The organism is Hypericibacter terrae, from assembly GCF_008728855.1.
GTDB classification, from domain to species: domain Bacteria; phylum Pseudomonadota; class Alphaproteobacteria; order Dongiales; family Dongiaceae; genus Hypericibacter; species Hypericibacter terrae.
On sequence record NZ_CP042906.1, the window covers coordinates 1,072,551 to 1,089,092 of the forward strand.

General features: G+C 65.4%; 15 protein-coding genes. 8 read left to right on the forward strand and 7 right to left on the reverse strand.

Annotation, left to right across the window (positions count from 1 at the left end; translation table 11 throughout):
• The first annotated feature begins 19 nt into the window (after positions 1-19).
• Entirely contained in the window at positions 20-823 is an 804-nt protein-coding gene (locus tag FRZ44_RS05035) for a dienelactone hydrolase family protein (protein ID WP_191908423.1), read from the forward strand.
• A 13-nt stretch (positions 824-836) separates the two neighbouring features.
• On the opposite strand, the gene FRZ44_RS05040 is transcribed toward FRZ44_RS05035, so the two are convergent.
• Positions 837-1,424 (reverse strand): exopolysaccharide biosynthesis protein, encoded by a 588-nt coding sequence (locus FRZ44_RS05040; protein WP_191908424.1) that lies wholly within the window; start codon positions 1,422-1,424, stop codon positions 837-839.
• Positions 1,425-1,854: 430 nt separating this feature from the next.
• On the opposite strand from FRZ44_RS05040, the gene FRZ44_RS05045 reads away from it, so the two are divergent.
• From FRZ44_RS05045 to msrP, 3 genes are all read left to right on the forward strand, one after another.
• Positions 1,855-3,903, forward strand: a complete 2,049-nt coding sequence (locus FRZ44_RS05045; protein ID WP_151176149.1) for an elongation factor G — start codon at positions 1,855-1,857, stop codon at positions 3,901-3,903.
• Between the two features lie 217 nt (positions 3,904-4,120).
• A complete protein-coding gene (locus tag FRZ44_RS05050) occupies positions 4,121-4,606 on the forward strand; it encodes a Dps family protein (RefSeq protein ID WP_151176150.1) in 486 nt (161 codons plus the stop codon).
• A gap of 323 nt (positions 4,607-4,929) precedes the next feature.
• The gene (gene msrP, locus FRZ44_RS05055) at positions 4,930-5,904 is read left to right on the forward strand and encodes a protein-methionine-sulfoxide reductase catalytic subunit MsrP (protein WP_151176151.1); all 975 of its coding nucleotides are present in this window, start codon (positions 4,930-4,932) and stop codon (positions 5,902-5,904) included.
• Positions 5,905-5,914: 10 nt separating this feature from the next.
• Here the strand turns inward: msrP and FRZ44_RS05060 are convergent, their stop codons facing one another.
• Positions 5,915-7,342, reverse strand: a complete 1,428-nt coding sequence (locus FRZ44_RS05060; protein ID WP_191908425.1) for a phospholipase D-like domain-containing protein — start codon at positions 7,340-7,342, stop codon at positions 5,915-5,917.
• A 255-nt stretch (positions 7,343-7,597) separates the two neighbouring features.
• On the opposite strand from FRZ44_RS05060, the gene FRZ44_RS05065 reads away from it, so the two are divergent.
• From FRZ44_RS05065 to FRZ44_RS05075, 3 genes are all read left to right on the forward strand, one after another.
• Positions 7,598-8,797 carry a glycine C-acetyltransferase gene (locus tag FRZ44_RS05065; RefSeq protein WP_151176153.1) on the forward strand — a complete coding sequence of 400 codons (1,200 nt, stop codon included), beginning with the start codon at positions 7,598-7,600 and terminating at the stop codon, positions 8,795-8,797.
• Positions 8,798-8,836: 39 nt separating this feature from the next.
• Positions 8,837-9,865, forward strand: a complete 1,029-nt coding sequence (tdh, locus tag FRZ44_RS05070; RefSeq protein WP_151176154.1) for an L-threonine 3-dehydrogenase — start codon at positions 8,837-8,839, stop codon at positions 9,863-9,865.
• A 139-nt stretch (positions 9,866-10,004) separates the two neighbouring features.
• A complete protein-coding gene (locus FRZ44_RS05075; protein ID WP_151176155.1) occupies positions 10,005-10,805 on the forward strand; it encodes a hypothetical protein in 801 nt (266 codons plus the stop codon).
• A 40-nt stretch (positions 10,806-10,845) separates the two neighbouring features.
• On the opposite strand, the gene FRZ44_RS05080 is transcribed toward FRZ44_RS05075, so the two are convergent.
• The 3 genes from FRZ44_RS05080 to trxB form a co-directional block, all read right to left on the reverse strand.
• Positions 10,846-11,349 (reverse strand): PAS domain-containing protein, encoded by a 504-nt coding sequence (locus tag FRZ44_RS05080; protein WP_151176156.1) that lies wholly within the window; start codon positions 11,347-11,349, stop codon positions 10,846-10,848.
• Positions 11,350-11,971: 622 nt separating this feature from the next.
• The gene (locus FRZ44_RS05085; RefSeq protein ID WP_151180167.1) at positions 11,972-12,862 is read right to left on the reverse strand and encodes a LysR family transcriptional regulator; all 891 of its coding nucleotides are present in this window, start codon (positions 12,860-12,862) and stop codon (positions 11,972-11,974) included.
• Positions 12,863-12,955: 93 nt separating this feature from the next.
• Positions 12,956-13,927 carry a thioredoxin-disulfide reductase gene (gene trxB, locus FRZ44_RS05090; protein WP_151176157.1) on the reverse strand — a complete coding sequence of 324 codons (972 nt, stop codon included), beginning with the start codon at positions 13,925-13,927 and terminating at the stop codon, positions 12,956-12,958.
• 357 nt (positions 13,928-14,284) lie between these two features.
• On the opposite strand from trxB, the gene FRZ44_RS05095 reads away from it, so the two are divergent.
• Positions 14,285-14,782 (forward strand): Lrp/AsnC family transcriptional regulator, encoded by a 498-nt coding sequence (locus tag FRZ44_RS05095; RefSeq protein ID WP_151176158.1) that lies wholly within the window; start codon positions 14,285-14,287, stop codon positions 14,780-14,782.
• 10 nt (positions 14,783-14,792) lie between these two features.
• Here the strand turns inward: FRZ44_RS05095 and FRZ44_RS05100 are convergent, their stop codons facing one another.
• Together FRZ44_RS05100 and FRZ44_RS05105 are read right to left on the reverse strand one after the other, a co-directional pair.
• Positions 14,793-15,803: an IS30 family transposase gene (locus FRZ44_RS05100; RefSeq protein WP_151176077.1), complete on the reverse strand. Its 1,011-nt coding sequence runs from the start codon at positions 15,801-15,803 to the stop codon at positions 14,793-14,795.
• Between the two features lie 106 nt (positions 15,804-15,909).
• Positions 15,910-16,470: a pyridoxamine 5'-phosphate oxidase family protein gene (locus FRZ44_RS05105; protein ID WP_225308551.1), complete on the reverse strand. Its 561-nt coding sequence runs from the start codon at positions 16,468-16,470 to the stop codon at positions 15,910-15,912.
• Positions 16,471-16,542: the final 72 nt, after the last annotated feature.

Genomic DNA, 16,542 nt, shown 5'->3' on the forward strand with positions numbered 1-16,542 from the left:
AAGGCCAGGGAACATGAATATGGCGAACCGCGCCTGGGCGGCGCTCTTGCTGCTGCCGCTGCTGCTGTTGGCATCGCCAGGCGCTCGGTCGGCCGATGCGGAGCTGCAGCGCACCTGGGACAAGGCCTGGGTGTTCGCCCCCGCGACCAGCAGCATCGGTTACAAGCGGCTCGATACGGCGGGGCTGGCGGCCTATCTCTCGTCGCTGCCGTCGCCCCCGACCGTGGTGGTCGTCTATGCGCATGGCTGCGACGGACTCAGCGAGATCTCGGCGGCCACGGGGCGGTTCCTCGCCCAGGCCGGTTATCTCATGGTGGCGCCCGACGGCTTCGCGCGCCAGGACAAACCGGTGAGCTGCAAGCCCATCAGCCATCAAGGCGGTCTGCACCGGGCGGTGCTCGGCTGGCGCCAGGCCGAAATGCAGTTCGCCTTCGATCAGGTCGAGCAGATCCCTTCTCTCAAAGGCGTCCCCGTCATTCTGATGGGGCACTCCGAAGGCGCCATCACGGTCGCCACCATTGCCGACGTTCCGGCGGCCGGCCGGGTCATCGAAGGCTGGACCTGCCATGCGGGCTGGCCGGAATATCGCGGTCTCAATGCGCCACCCGACCAGCCTGTGCTGGCGCTCTCGAGCGAGAAGGACCCTTGGTTCCGCGATCCCGAACTCGCCGGCGATTGCGGCGCCTTCATGCAGGGCCATCCGGCGCAGCGATCGGTCGTCTATCGCGCTCCCAGCTATCTTGCCGACAAGCACTGGCTCTCGTCCGACAAGGACGTCCAGAAGATCATTCTCGATTTCATCCGGGAAACGACGGCGCGCTAGCGCGCGAGGGCATTCAGCCCGGAACGGCGGCGGCGACGCCCTTGATCGCGGCCCAGCCGGCGCCGACCGCGAAGATCATCGCGGCATTGCCGAGGAGGGCGGCGATCAACGCGCATAAGCCGTCGCGTTGGACGAGCGCCAGGCCGAACAGCACGATCGGTATCGCGAGCACCATGCCGGTCAACGGAATGGGCAGGACCAGCAGCAGGCTCAGCACCAGGCAGAGCCCCGCGATCAGCGACATCGTCAGCGGTTCGAGCATGCTCGGCAGGCGCGGCTTGAGGATGCGCTCGACCTTGGTCAGGGTGGGCGCAGCGCGGCCGATGACGCGTTGATAGGCCTCGCGCTTGATGCCGCGCCGGCCGAGCCAGGAGGGCAGCCAGGGACGGGGCTGCTGCAGGACGATCTGGACGCTCAGGATCGCGAGGGGGATGCCGAAGATCGCCGAGACGCCCGGGATCGGGTTGGGGATCAGGTTCGGCAGCGCGAACAGGATCAGCAGCAGCCCGTAGCCGCGATGCTCCAGCGCCTGCATCAGATCGCCCAGGGTGATGGTTTCCGACTTCCACTCTTCTCCGAAACCGACCAGCCGTCGCGACACGCTGTCGGTGCGGCCTGTCCCGCGGCTCCGCGGCGGCCGTTTGCGTTTGGCGCGGCTCTCCCGGCGGGAAGAAGCGCGCGAGCGACGGGCCGTGGAGTCCGCTGTCATCGGGCGACCCTAATTTCGGAAAAACTGGTACGGCGGGACAGTTCGAGGGAGCGACCACCAGGGGTCGAGGTCGCGAAGCCGACGGACCCAATAGACAGGGTAAACGCGACATCTTTGTGTTCGGTTCCCGCGGATTCCCCCCATTTCCGGGAGAGCCGGTCTGTCCGCGATTTAAGCTTGTCACGGGCTGCGGCGGTCCCCCGGGCGAATTCCGCTTGCCACCGCGCCGCCCACCCCGGAATGATGAGTGCCAACCAAGGGCGGAAGGCCCAGGGCCGAACCGCCCCGAACGCGACAGACACGCGAATCAGGGAGTATGGCCATGGGCGAAAAAACGACGGCGGCGCCCCGTTGCGCCGCCTTGGTAGGTCCCTATCTCAGCGGCAAGACGACGCTGCTGGAGAGTCTCCTCTTCGTCACCGGTGCGATTTCCCGGAAAGGCACCGTCAAGGAAGGCAATACGGTCGGCGACAGCGCCCCCGAGGCGCGGGCGCGCAAGATGTCGGTCGAAATTTCCGCCGCGACGACCGAGTTCCTCGGCGAGTCCTGGTGCTTTCTCGATTGTCCCGGCTCCGTCGAGCTCGCGCGCGAAGCGCAGCAGGCGCTGATGGTGGCCGATGCCGCCGTCGTGGTGTGCGAGCCCGAGCCGGCCAAGGCGCTGATCCTGGCGCCGCTCCTGAAGTTTCTCGACGACCGCAAGATTCCCCACCTGCTGTTCATCAACAAGATGGACATCGCCCCGCACCGCGTCAGCGAGCTGCTGGAGGCGTTGCAGGCGGTCTCGGCGCGCCCGCTGGTGCTGCGCCAGGTGCCGATCCGCACGCCCGACAAGAACGGCGTCGATCAGGTCACGGGCTATGTCGATCTGGTGAGCGAGCGCGCCTATCAGTACAAGCCGGGCCAGCCGTCGGACCTGATGAAGATGCCGGAGACGGTGCTCGAGCGCGAGCAGACCGCCCGCCGCTCCATGCTGGAATCGCTGGCCGATTTCGACGACGCGCTGCTCGAGCAGCTGCTCGAGGATGCGGTGCCGTCGAAGGACAGCATCTATCAGCAATTGACCAAGGATCTGGCCGCCGACCTGATCGTGCCGGTCTTCATGGGGGCGGCCGATCGGGATCACGGCGTGCGCCGGCTGCTGAAGGCGCTGCGCCACGAGGTGCCCGATGCGCGCGAGACGGCGAAGCGGCTGGGGATCGCGGCCGATGCGAGTGATACCGTCGCGCAGGTGTTCAAGACCTACCACCAGTCCCACACCGGCAAGCTCTCATTGGCGCGCATCTGGGGCGGCAAGCTCCAGGACGGCATGATGCTCTCCGGCCTCCGCGTCGGCAGCGTGGCGCGGATGAAGGGGCATGAGCTGGCGAAGCTCGCGGCCGCCGGCCCGGGCGACGTGGTCGCCCTGGGCCGCATGGACGAGGCCGCCACCGGGATGCTGCTCTCGGCCAGCGGCAAGGCCAAGACCGCGACGCCCTGGCCGGCCAAGCTGGCGCCGCTCTTCTCGCTGGCGATCGACGCGGAGAATCGCGCCGACGAGGTCAAGCTGACGGCGGCGCTGCACAAGCTGGTCGAGGAGGACGAGGCGCTGACGGTCGAGCACAACCCCGATACCCACGAGATGGTGCTGTGGGGCCAGGGCGAGATCCATCTGCAGATCGCGATCGACCGGCTCCGTCTCAAATACAACCTGCCGGTCAAATCGCATCGCCCGCAGGTGAACTACAAGGAAACGATCCGCAAGGGCACCAAGCATCACTCGCGCTTCAAGCGCCAGAGCGGCGGTCATGGCCAGTTCGCCGACATCCATGTCGGCATCGCGCCCCTGCCGCGCGGCAAGGGGTTCGAGTTCCATGACGAGATCGTGGGCGGTGCCGTGCCGCGGCAATACATCCCGTCGGTCGAGGAGGGCGTGCGCGATTATCTCGGCCGGGGCCCGCTCGGATTCCCCGTGGTCGATGTGGCGGTGACCCTGACCGATGGGCAGTTCCATTCGGTCGACAGCTCCGACATGGCCTTCAAGACCGCGGCCCGCATGGCGATGACCGAGGCCATGCCGAGTTGCGAGCCGGTGCTGCTGGAACCGATCTTCGCGGTGACGGTGACGGTGCCGACGGATTTTACCTCGCGCGTGCACGGGCTCATCAGCGGCCGACGCGGCCAGATCCTGGGCTTCGACGCCAAGGAGGGCTGGCCGGGCTGGGACGAGGTCAGCGCCCATCTGCCGCAGTCGGAGCTCCATGACCTGATCATCGAGCTGCGCTCGCTGACGCTGGGCGTCGGCACCTTCGCCTGGAAGTTCGATCATCTCCAGGAGCTGATCGGACGGATCGCCGACAAGGTGGTCGAGCAGAGGCTGCAGCCGGCGCATTGACCGAGCGAAGAAGAGCGGAACGATTCACTCCCTTCCCAGCCGCCAAAGGCGGCGTGCGGGAGGGGGTGAGATCTTCTTGTCACGTTCACGTCTCTGCGACAGATTGGAAACAATCCAAATCGGACTTGAAGCGCCGATCTAGGCGTCTATAACTTGCCTGCCGCCCGGTCAGGCTGGCCCATTTGTCATCGTCGATCGATTCTTTCGGAGGGGAAGTATGGGAAAGAAGGGCGAGATGCCGATCGAGATCGGCATCGCGGAGAAGGATCGAAAGAAGATCGCCGACGGCCTGTCGAATCTGCTGGCCGACAGCTACACGCTCTATCTCAAGACCCACAATTTTCATTGGAACGTGACCGGTCCGATGTTCAATACGCTGCATCTCATGTTCGAGGCGCAGTACACCGAGCTCGCCCTCGCGGTCGATCTCATCGCCGAGCGGATCCGTGCGCTGGGTCATCCCGCGCCTGGCAGCTACAAGGCCTATTCCAAGCTCTCGTCCATCAAGGAAGCGGACGGCGTGCCCGACGCCGAGGAAATGATTCGTCAGCTGGTCGCCGGCCAGGAGGCCGTCACCCGCACCGCGCGCAGCGTGTTCCCGGTCGTCGACAAGGCGCATGACGAGCCGACCGCCGATCTGCTGACCCAGCGCATGCAGGTCCATGAGAAGAACGCCTGGATGCTGCGCAGCCTGCTGGATTGAAGCGGGCGCTTCTATAGTGGTCATCCCCGCGAAAGCGGGGACCCATCTTTAAGCTTAGTGCGCTGGATCAAAATGGGTCCCCGCTTTCGCGGGGATGACATTTGGGGGCTGGGTGAGGGTGCTCTCGCACGGCTCGCACCGCGCCCCTCACCCTCCCACCGCTACGCGGTGGGGCCCTCCCCACAATGTGGGGAGAGGTTTGGTTTTTGAGGATGGCGCTCCCTTTTCGACCCTCGCATGGACCTCACCCTTTCTTGACTTGAGCGGAGCGGAGGCCGGGCTTAGGTCTGTGGGACGTCGAGAGCCAACAGAGGAGCGTCACCATGCTGATTCGGACCCGACGGAGCTGGGAATTGCCGGAACGGACGGCGACGCCGGAAGCGGTCTTTCGCGATCGCCGGCGCCTGGTCGCCGGTCTGGCGCTGGGACCGATCCTGCTGGCGGGCGCCGGCATGGCAGGCCTCCGGCCGGCCCGGGCCGAGGCCATGGCCGATCCCTCGGCCAAGCTCTACCCGTTCCCGCATAACGACAATTACAAGCTCGACCGTCCGCTCACCGCCGAGAAATGGGCGACGAGCTGGAACAATTTCTACGAGTTCAACGACAGCAAGGATGTCGTCGCCGAGGCCCAGGCCCTGCCGATCCGGCCCTGGACCATCAAGATCGACGGCATGGTGGCCAAGCCGGTCGAGATCGGGATCGACGATCTCCTGGCCAAGATGCCGCTCGAGGAGCGGCTCTACCGCCACCGCTGCGTGGAAGCCTGGTCGATGGCGGTCCCCTGGAGCGGCTTTCCGTTGAAGGCGCTGGTGGCGATGGCGGAACCTTCGGCCGGTGCCACCTATCTGCGCATGGAGACCTTCGAGAATCCCGACGTGGCGCCGGGCCAGACTCAGACCTGGTATCCCTGGCCCTATGTCGAGGGGCTGACCATGGCCGAGGCGACGAATGAGCTGGCCTTCATCGCGACCGGCGTCTATGGCAAGCCGCTGCCGCCGCAGAACGGATCGCCGCTTCGCCTCACCGTGCCGTGGAAATACGGGTTCAAATCGATCAAGTCGATCGTGCGCTTCAGCTTCACCGACCAGCAGCCGATGAATTTCTGGCAGTCGCTGCAGGCGAGCGAATATGGCTTCTGGGCCAATGTGAACCCGGAGGTTCCCCATCCGCGCTGGAGCCAGGCGCATGAGCGCGTGCTCGGCTCCGACGATGTGGTGGCGACCCAGCTTTTCAACGGCTATGCCGAGCAGGTCACCGACCTCTACAAGGACCTGCAGAAGGAGCGGCTCTACGCTTGAGCCGCCGGCGTTAGAGCAGATCCTCCCAGAGCCGCGAGAAGCCTTCCCCGACCCGGTCCTGGATGGGGCGATTTTCCCAGCTCTGGATGTCGATGGCGGTCGCCTTCTGCTGCTGCGTCTCGAAATGACCTTCGAACTGGCGCGCGCTGTCGGTTCCCAGGATCACGACGTCGACCTCGTCGTTGAAGAGCACGCTGCGATGATCGATGTTCGAGGAGCCGATCGACGACCAGACTCCGTCGATGACGGCGAACTTGGAATGGAGATAGGAGTCGCGGATCTCGTAGATCTTCACCCCGGCCTCCAGCAGATCCTCGTAGTTCGAATGGGCGACGGCGAGCGCCAGTTGCGAATCGCTGATGCCGGGCAGCAGCAGGCGCACATCGACGCCGCGGCGCGCCGCGGCAACAAGCTCCCGCATCTCCTCCTCTGTCGGCACGAAATAACCTGTCACCAGCCAGACCCGCTTCTCGGCGTAGCGAATGGCCGAGAGCAGGGTCGCGTAATAGCGCGGCAGCGGCTCGCTGGGCCCGCTGCCGATGACCCGCATGATCTGATCGTCCGGCATGGTCGGCTGCGGCAGGGCCTCCGCCGCCAGGATCGGCGGGCCTTTCTGCTGCTGCCAGGTCTTGATGAACAGCTTCTGAATCTCGGTGACCACCGGGCCTTCGATTTCGACGTCGGTATCGCTCCAGAACTGATGGCTCTGGGGATCGATCGGGCTGGCGCCGCTCAAGGGCGAACTCTGATAGGACTGGCTCAGATTGACGCCGCCGAGGATCGCGATCTGTCCGTCGGCCACCAGGATCTTGCGATGGTCGCGGTCGTTCGGCGAATCCGTGGCGTCGATCGGATTGAGAGGGTTGAACTCGACCATGTTGATCCCGGCCTTCTCCAGCCGGTCGATGAAGGCCTGGGGCGTGTTGGCGTAGCTGATCGCGTCATAGATCACGTTGATTTCGACGCCTTTGCGATGCTGCGCGATCAGCAGGTCGCCGAGCTTCTGCCCGTCGCTCTCCACATCCTCGAAGATGAAATATTCGAGATTGACCTGATGCCTGGCGTTGCGGATCGCGGCGAAGATCGCCTTGAAGCTGCTGAGCCCGTCCGGCAGCAGCGTGACCCGGTTTCCCACGGTCATCGGGCTCTCGGTCACGGATTCTTCGACCGCGAGATGACGGCGCAGGATGTCGCCGCCGGCCTCGGCCTCGAGCTTGGCCAGCACCGCCCGGCTCTGTTCCTCGGTCAGGGGGCCCCGCGCATCAAAAAGACGCGGCGTCACAGTCGTCGTCGGCGCTTGCGCGATGATACCGTCCATCGGCGGCACGGGCGCGCAGGCCGAAAGAACGGCCAGCACGGCGCCGAACAGGAGAGCGAGGAGTTTCTGCTGCGATGGCTCTCGCCGCCACCGCCAAGGGAAAGGGGCTGTTTGCAGCATGGCGGCCTGTCTAAAACTTCGTAAAATCATGCCAGCCCTGGGAATGCAGGGAATTCCAGGCGAAACGACAGGAATAACGCCCGACCGGGCCCCGGGGTTCCGGGACCGGTCCAGGATCCCTGCTTCGGACGGGAGGGCCCGGCTTCCGGCCCGATTTGCCGAAACTTCATTGCCGGTTCGATCGGTACTGGCCAAGGTCGGGGGGAAACGTCCCGTTTCCGGGCTTGAGGCCCGGATCCCAGTAAGGATGCCGCCATGACTGCTGCTTTCCTGGCTCACCTCGACAACATCCTGGCGCAGATCCGTGCCGACGGCTTCTACAAGGCCGAGCGGCGCATCGCGACGCCGCAGAATTCCGCGATCCGGCTGGAGAACGGCGTGGAGGTGCTGAATTTCTGCGCCAACAACTATCTGGGTCTGGCGGACGATGCGCGGCTGATCGCGGCGGCGACGCGCGGCCTGGAGGATTACGGATTCGGCATGGCGTCGGTGCGCTTCATCTGCGGCACGCAGACGCTGCATAAGGAACTGGAGGCGGCCTTGAGCCGCTTCCTGGGCACCGAGGACACGATCCTCTATTCGAGCTGCTTCGATGCCAATGGCGGGCTGTTCGAGACGCTGCTGTCGGAAGAGGACGCCGTCATCAGCGATGCGCTCAACCATGCCAGCATCATCGACGGCATCCGGCTCTGCAAGGCGAAGCGCTATCGCTATGCCAACAACGACATGGCCGATCTCGAGGTGCAGCTCAAGGCCGCGGACGACGCCGGCGCCCGCTTCAAGCTGATCGCGACCGACGGCGTGTTCTCGATGGACGGCATCATCGCCAACCTCGCGGGCATCTGCGCGCTGGCCGACCGCTACGGTGCGCTGGTGATGGTCGACGATTCCCATGCGGTGGGCTTCATCGGCGAGAAGGGCCGCGGCACGCCCGAGCATTGCGGGGTGGCGGACCGGATCGACATCTATACCGGCACCCTCGGCAAGGCGCTGGGCGGGGCCAGCGGCGGCTATGTCGCCGGCCGCCGCCCGGTGGTGGAGCTGTTGCGCCAGCGTTCGCGTCCCTATCTCTTCTCCAACAGCCTGGCGCCGGCGATCGCGGCCGCCTCGCTCGCCTGCCTGGCGCTGCTGGCGACGGAGGAGGGGGCGGCGCTGCGCCGAAAGGTGCGGGCGAACGGCGCCTATTTCCGCGAGCGGATGACCAGGCTCGGCTTCAAGCTGGTGCCGGGCGAGCATCCGATCATCCCGGTGATGCTGGGCGATGCCCGGCTGGCCGGGGCGATGGCCGAGGCGCTGCTCGAGGAGGGCGTCTATGTCATCGGTTTCAGCTATCCTGTGGTGCCGAAGGGTCAGGCCCGGATCCGGACCCAGATGAGCGCCGCCCACAGCGAACAACAGATCGATCGCGCCATCGCGGCGTTCGGCAAGGTCGGCAAGGCGCTGGGCGCGATCTGAGACGCCCAGCCTGGTTTTTGAGGACATAAAAGTACGGACATGCGCGCGCTCGTGAAGACGGCCCCGAAGCCCGGATTGACACTGACCGACGTGAAAGATCCCGAGGTCGGTCATAACGACGTGATGATCCGGATCAGGAAGACGGCCATCTGCGGCACCGACATCCATATCTGGAAATGGGACGAGTGGGCGCAGAAGACGATTCCCGTGCCGATGCATGTCGGTCACGAGTATGTCGGCGAGATCGTCGATATGGGCGTCGAGGTGCGCGGCTTCAAAATCGGCGATCGCGTGTCGGGCGAGGGCCATATCACCTGCGGCCATTGCCGCAATTGCCGCGCCGGGCGGCGCCATCTCTGCCGCCACACGGTCGGTGTCGGCGTCAACCGCGAGGGCGCCTTCGCCGACTTCCTGGTGATCCCGGCCTTCAATGCCTTCAAGATCCCGCCCGAGATCAGCGATGACATGGCCTCGATCTTCGATCCCTTCGGCAATGCCACCCACACGGCCCTGAGCTACGACCTGGTCGGCGAGGATGTGCTGATCACCGGGGCCGGGCCCATCGGCATCATGGCGGCCGCGATCGCGCGCCATGTCGGCGCCCGCCATGTCGTCATCACCGACGTGAATGATTATCGCCTCGGTCTCGCCAAGAAGATGGGCGCCACCCGCAGCGTCAACGTGACCCGGGAATCGCTCAAGGACGTGATGGGCGAGATCGGCATGGTCGAGGGCTTCGATGTCGGGCTCGAGATGTCCGGCGTGCCCAATGCCTTCTCCGACATGCTGGCCGTCATGAACCATGGCGGCAAGGTGGCGCTGCTCGGCATCCCGCCTGCCAACACCGCGATCGACTGGAACCAGGTGATCTTCAAGGGCCTCGAAATCCGCGGCATCTATGGCCGCCAGATGTTCGAGACCTGGTACAAGATGGTGGCGATGCTGCAGAGCGGCCTCGATCTCTCGCCGATCATCACCCATCATTTCAAGGTCGCGGATTACGTCGCCGGCTTCGACACCATGCTGTCGGGCCAGAGCGGCAAGGTGATCCTGGACTGGCGGACCTGAAGGATTTTCCGCGACTGGCTTTTCGCGACATCCTCCGGTAGAAACGGGGCGTCGGCCTTCGCGTCCCATGCCGGTGCGTGGACCCGCCGCGGGACCGAGCGAGCGGGGAGGGACGATGCGGCCTGTCCGGGATGTCTCCTTGTCGCGCAAATTCGGTCGGCCCGCGTTCCTCCTGTCCCTTTCGGTGGTTGTGGCCTGGGGCTGCCTGGCGCTTGCGGGCTGCGCCAGGACGGCACCCCACACGGCGCCCCTGGCCGACTCCAGCACCGTCATGTCCGTCGACGTCGGCGGGGAAACGATCCATCTGGCTCCGGTCGAGGGCTGGTGCGTTCTCCCGAAGAAAGATGCGAGAGAGCTCATCGAGGCTGCGGGGCCGGAGGTCGAGATTCACGCGATCTTCGCCGGCTGCGCGGAGTTGAAGGCTGGCGTGGCGAAGAAGGACCTGCAGCGCTTTGGCGTCGTCGGCACGCCGAAGGACCTCCTGACCCTGGATATCGGCGACGATCGGGCGGCATTCGTTGCCGAGGCCGCCAGGCAGCTCGGCGATTTCGATCTCACCGACGTCTTCCGCGAGGCGCAGGATCAGGCGTTGTCGGAAATGGACGAAGAAATGGCCGCCCTCAAGAAGGAGGGGCTGACGCTTCATGTCGAGGATCCGGCGAATCTCGGCGAGGTGGCCCAGGATTCGGCGGCGGTCTATTACGGCGTGCTGCAGCGCGTTTGGGTCACCGGGCGCGGCCTGTCGGTCGAACGCAGCATCGTCACCCTGTTCGGTGTGACCGAGATCGGCCGCAGGACCCTGCTGCTCTGTATCCAGTCGCAGTTCGAGGACGGCGCCCCGAGCCACGATCGCGCCTCGGTCGAGACGGTCCTGTCGCAGGCACGGGCGCAGATCGCGCGGCTGATCGAGCTCAATCCCGACCGCGGCATGGCAATCTGATTCGGCGAGGCGCTGCCGCCCGTCACTGCCACGGCGCGCCCTATTTCTCGAACTCGTACTGCGGCCGGAAATAAATCGCGCCGAGGATCATGTTCACATGCTCGCCGTCCTCGGAGAGCGGCAGGAGCAGTTTGCTCTGGCGCGCGAGCTTGCCTTCGCTGGAGAGGATATCGGACTCGTAATAGGCAGGCCGGCCTTGATCGAACACGCTCTCCCATTGCGGCAGCACGCTCCTGCGTTCGCTCTCGGCGGTCATGGTTTCGACCCCGCGGCCGGTGCGGCGCGCGTCATAGAACGCCTCGATATTCGTGCCCTCCAGCCGATAGCGGAACTCGATGAACTTGCCGGTCGGAAACTCGATCAGCATCAGATTGCCGAGCCATTCCTTCATCTCGAGCGGATCGAGATCCTTGCGCGCCGGCATGCGCCGGCCGCCGGCCTTGGCTTTCCAATAGGCAAAGAGCGCCTTCAGGCGCGGATCGCGCATCTCGGCTTCGCTGTGGGGCGAGTTCGCCATGGCGGTCTGGGGGGCGGCCGATGTCACGCCAGCGTTCGTCCCGGGTCCGAGGATTGGGTGGGAACGCCAGCCGGCGGCCGGCAGGTCCAGCACTCGTCCCTGATAGTGGGCGTTTCCCGGCAGGGAGCAAGTGTGCTGCGCGTTAACGATAAGCGCCGGCCCTTGCGTCGCCTGGCCGCGGTTGCTCGATCGTTCGCGCCCGGTTAACCGGCTATGCGTCGGGCAGGGGGCAAAGAAGCCACTTCGCGCGGCCGGTTGGCGCGGGCCACGGGGCCAATGCGAACAGGGAATGTTCAGAAAAGAAAAAGCCGGGCCCAAGGGCCCGGCAAGTTAAACAGGGAGGCTTCACGTCTGGGAGACGTAAGGGTCCGAAGACCCTCATCCGGGCCTTGCACCCGGATCCGATGTGGCGAAACCAGCGGTTTCGCCGAAACTCGTCCTGCCACCTCGCGATTGTGCGATGCAGCAGATATGAGAATAAGTAGCGAAGCTGTCCGCTTGGACCAGAGTCAAAAACACAGGCGAGATATGCGCCAATCGCATACCACTTTCCCAACCCCGAAAGACCGGTGCGGCGAGGTCGGGCCGGAATGTCATCCTATTGACATCAAAGAACGATTGAAGCAGCGGGCGATTGTTGGTCGGCGGATCAAGCTTCCGTTGCGGCCACTTTTCTCAAGAGAAAATCACGGAAGACCTGGATGCGTTTCGAGTTGCGCAGCTCTTCCGGATAGACGAAATAGGCATCGACTCGGGGCCCTTCCAGCTCGGGGAGGACCCGCACGACGTTGGGTGTGTCATGGACCATATAGGTCGCAAGGCTGGCGATTCCAATGCCGGTCTGCACCGCGCGCAGGATTGCATAGCTGTTATTGACGGTGAGGGCTGCCTGGCGCGGCCGGTCGGGCGGTGTGCCGGCGCGCAGCAGCCAGTTCACTTCCGGCACGGGTGGGCGGACCTCTTCGCCGAACACGATGATGCGATGCTTGTCGAGATCGGCGGCGCTCTCGGGCGCGCCGAAGCGCTTGATATAGTCGGGTGCCGCATAGATCGGCATCCGCACCGTCATCAGATGGCGCTGGATCAGCCCCGGCTGGCGCGGCGGCGCCATGCGGATCGCGACGTCGGCCTCGCGCATGCTGAGATCGAGCTCGCGATCCTCGAGCACGAGATCGACGCCGACATCGGGATAGAGATCGACGAACTCGGCCATGCGCGGCGTCAGCCAGGTCGAGCCCAACGCCACGGTGGCCGTGATCTTGAGCCGGCCCTTCGGCCGCTCCTTGCTCTCGGCCAGCTGCGCCTCGGTCATGGCGAGCTTGGCGAAGACGTCGTGGGCGGTGCGGTAGAGAAGCTCGCCCTGCTCGGTCAGGATCAGCCCGCGCGCATGGCGATGGAACAGCACGACATTGAGGCTCTCTTCGAGCGCGCTGATCTGACGGCTCACCGCCGACTGCGAGAGGTTCAGCACTTCGCCCGCATGGGTGAAGCTGCCGGCCTCCGCGACGGCGTGAAAGATCCTGAGCTTATCCCAATCCATAGCCATGGCCGGACCGGCCCCCTGACGCAATAGCGATTGACCGGCCGTCGCCCGTCCCTTCGGGTTTCGGCAGGCACCCCTGAACCGGCCCGGCTATTCCGCCGCGGCCGGCTCGCTTTCGGCGGCCTCGAAGGCGAGGAACTTCTCGGCCTCGAGCGCCGCCATGCAGCCCATGCCGGCCGCCGTCACGGCCTGGCGAAACACCTTGTCCTTCACGTCGCCCGCCGCGAACACGCCACGGACCGAGGTCTTGGTGCTGTCGGGCCTCGTCACGATGTAGCCTTCCTCGTCGATCTCGATCTGGCCCTTGAACAGCTCGGTCGCGGGCGTGTGGCCGATGGCGACGAAGAAACCGTCGCAGGCGATCTCGCCCGTCTTGCCGGTCTTCACATTGCGCACCCGCACGCCCGTCACGCCCGGCGGGTCGCCGGCGGCGAGGACCTCCTCGACGACGCTGTCCCAGACCACATGGATCTTCGGATTCTTGAACAGGCGATCCTGCATGATCTTCTCGGCGCGGAAGCTGTCGCGGCGATGGACCACCGTCACCTTCTCGGCGATATGGCTCAGATAGATCGCCTCCTCGACGGCCGTGTTGCCGCCGCCGACCAGCACGACCTCCTTGCCGCGGAAGAAGAAGCCGTCGCAGGTGGCGCAGGCCGAGACGCCGGCGCCGCGCAGGCGCTGCTCGCTCTCGAGCCCCAGCCAGCGCGCCTGGGCGCCGGTCGCGATGATGATGCTGTCGGCGAGATAGACATCGCCGCTGTCGGCGACGCAGCGGAACGGCCGGCGCGACAGATCGAGCGAGGTGATGGTGTCGGTGTGGATCCTGGTGCCGACATGGAGCGCCTGCGCGCGCATCTGCTCCATCAGCCACGGCCCCTGGATCACGTCGGCGAAGCCCGGATAGTTCTCCACGTCGGTGGTGATCGTCATCTGGCCGCCGGGCTGTATGCCCTCGAGCAGGGTCGGCTTGAGATTGGCGCGCGCGGCATAGATCGCGGCCGTGAGGCCCGCAGGGCCCGAACCGATGATCAGGAGTTTGACGTGATGCTGCTGCGCCATGATGGGCCGATCCTTGGGCTCGTCGTTTCCGGATGGAGGCGAACTTAGCGGGCCGAATCGGCCTCGGGATAGCGGAGCGCCGCTGTTACGGGACCCTGCCTCGAAGGGACCCGCTCGGGCGGCGCCGGGAGATGCGAAAACCGGTCCCCCCACAATAAGGGTGGGGCACGCGTGGAAACAAGCCATGCCCGGAACGCGGACCTCTGCGAATTTCGGTCAAAATCCTTGCTTTCCTCAGGGATAAACGGCGGTTGGCCCTACCGTCCGGGGTCCGTTTTCGGGCGGCGATGGCTGGCGGGCCCGGCCTTTCGGCAATATAATTGCGCATACCCCGCCACCGCCCGACCGAGGGAAATCATGCGCCGGGTCAAGCTCGACCGAATCGACCGGAAAATCCTCAACGACCTCCAGCAGGACGGTCGCATGACCAATGTGGATCTGGCGCGCCGCGCCGGCATCTCGGCGCCGCCCTGCCTGCGCCGCGTGCGCGCGTTGGAGGAGGCCGGCTTCATCCGCGGTTACCATGCCGACCTCAATGCGGAGGCGCTGGGCTATGGCGTGTCGGTGTTCGCCCAGGTCGGGCTGTCGAGCCAGGCGGAGCATGACCTCAAGGCCTTCGAGGCCTTGACCAACTCCTGGCCGGAAGTGCGGGAGTGCCACATGCTGGCGGGCGAGATGGATTTCCTGCTGAAGGTGGTCGCGGTCGATTGGGACGCCTATCAGCGTTTCCTCACCACCAAACTCACCGCCGCGCCGAACGTCAGCCATGTGAAGTCGGCCCTGGCCATCCGCACCTGCAAGAACGCACCCGGCGTGCCGATCGACGTTGAGGACGAGCTGGTCGCGGCGCAGTAGCGCCCAAACGTCATCCCCGCGAAAGCGGGGAGATGGATTCACACTCCAAGTGCAACACTTGGCTGCAGAAGATTTCAGCGGGGCTGTGCCAGTCAAGGCATTTGCGCGGGGTGTTGTTGTAGGCGCGGACCAGATTTGAGAGTTGGCGTGTGGTGAGGGTGTCGAGGTTGGTTTTTCTGGGGATGTTGCGGCGCAATCGCCCGATGGCGTTTTCGACGCCCCCTTTCTGCCAGGGAGCATAGGGGTCGCAGAAGAAGGTCTGGATATCGAGGCGGTGGAGCTCGTAGTGACGGGCGAACTCGGTGCCATTGTCGAAGGTGATGGTCTGGCGCAGGGATTGGGGCAGAGGCCCGAGCAAGCTGGCGATAGCGTCGGCGATCGGCTCGGCATGCTTGCCGTTGGACCGGCCGACGATGAGCAGGCGGGAGGATCGCTCATGCAAGGCGAGGAGGGCCTGGCCGTAGCGGGTGAACATCATGAGATCGGCTTCCCAGTTGCCGGCGACCGAACGGTCCCCGACGGCGGCGGGTCTTTCTGCAATGGAAACACGATCTTGGATGTGCAGGGCCGAGCTGCCGCCCTTGCGGCCGCGGCGGCCGCGTTTGCTCTTGGCGCGGGGCAGGTAATGGCGCCAGCGATAGTCCTTGTGGCGGGTGATCTGGGCCTGGATGAAGCGGTAGATGCTCTCCGGGCTGATGACGTGCCGGCCCTGCTGGCGTTCGAGCCAGCCGCAGACCTGCTCGGGCGACCAGCCTTTCTTCAGGCCGTCGAGGACTTGCCGGCGCAACTTGGCGTCACGTTCCAGACGCGAGCCTCGCCAGCGCCGGGCCCGGGTCTGCTGCTGGGCGTAGACGGCCCGATAGCCGATCTGACGGCCGGTGTTTCGCTTCAGCTCCCGAGAAATCGTCGATGCTGGGCGATCCAGAGCTGCAGCGATCTGGCGGATCGAGTGGTCTTTGGCCTGAAGGCTGGCAAGGATGGCGCGCTCTTCGGCCGAGAGCTGAGTGTATTTTGTTCCCATGGCAACACCCTAATCTGGTGTTGCACTTCGTTTGAAAATTCAGCGGACCCAACTTTCCACTCGGCGCGCTGGATCGGCATGGGCCCCCGCTTTCGCGGGGGTGACATCAGGAGCGTGTGCCCTTCAGCCCCGCCACTTCCTCTTCCAACTCCTGGATCCGCGCCAGCATGGCCGAGGCAGCGGCTTCGACTTCTTCGGCGCTGAAGAGCTGGGGGATGTGCTGCGGGCAATTGATGTCCCAGCCTTCGAGACGGAACTTGATGACGCGCTGCGGGCGCAGGCGGGATTTGGGCGGCGTCAGGCGCTCGAGCAGCTCCGCGTCGCCTTCGATCACCTCGGCGCGGCCCCAGAGCTTGATGCGCTGGCGGTGGGCGTAATCGACCGCGAAGATGATGGCGCGGTCGTTCTCGCTGAGATTGCCGAGCGTGATGTATTGCTTGTTGCCCGGCAGGTCGGCGAAGGCGAGATGCCGGTCGTCGAGCGCGACGAGGAAGCCCGGCGGGCCGCCGCGATGCTGGATATAGGGGCGGCCATCGGCGCTGGCGGTGCCGAGGAAGACGCTGTTGCGCTCGGCCAGCCACGCCGCCAGCTCGGGCGTGATCCGGTTGCGGGCGGGGCTCTTCTCGATCTCTTCGTTGCGACCGCGCGAGCCCAGCCGCGTCTGCACGGTTTTGACCGCATCGGTGAAGGCGATGTCGAAGAAACCGCGCGGCTCCGGCGCCGCGGAACCGTCGGGCGG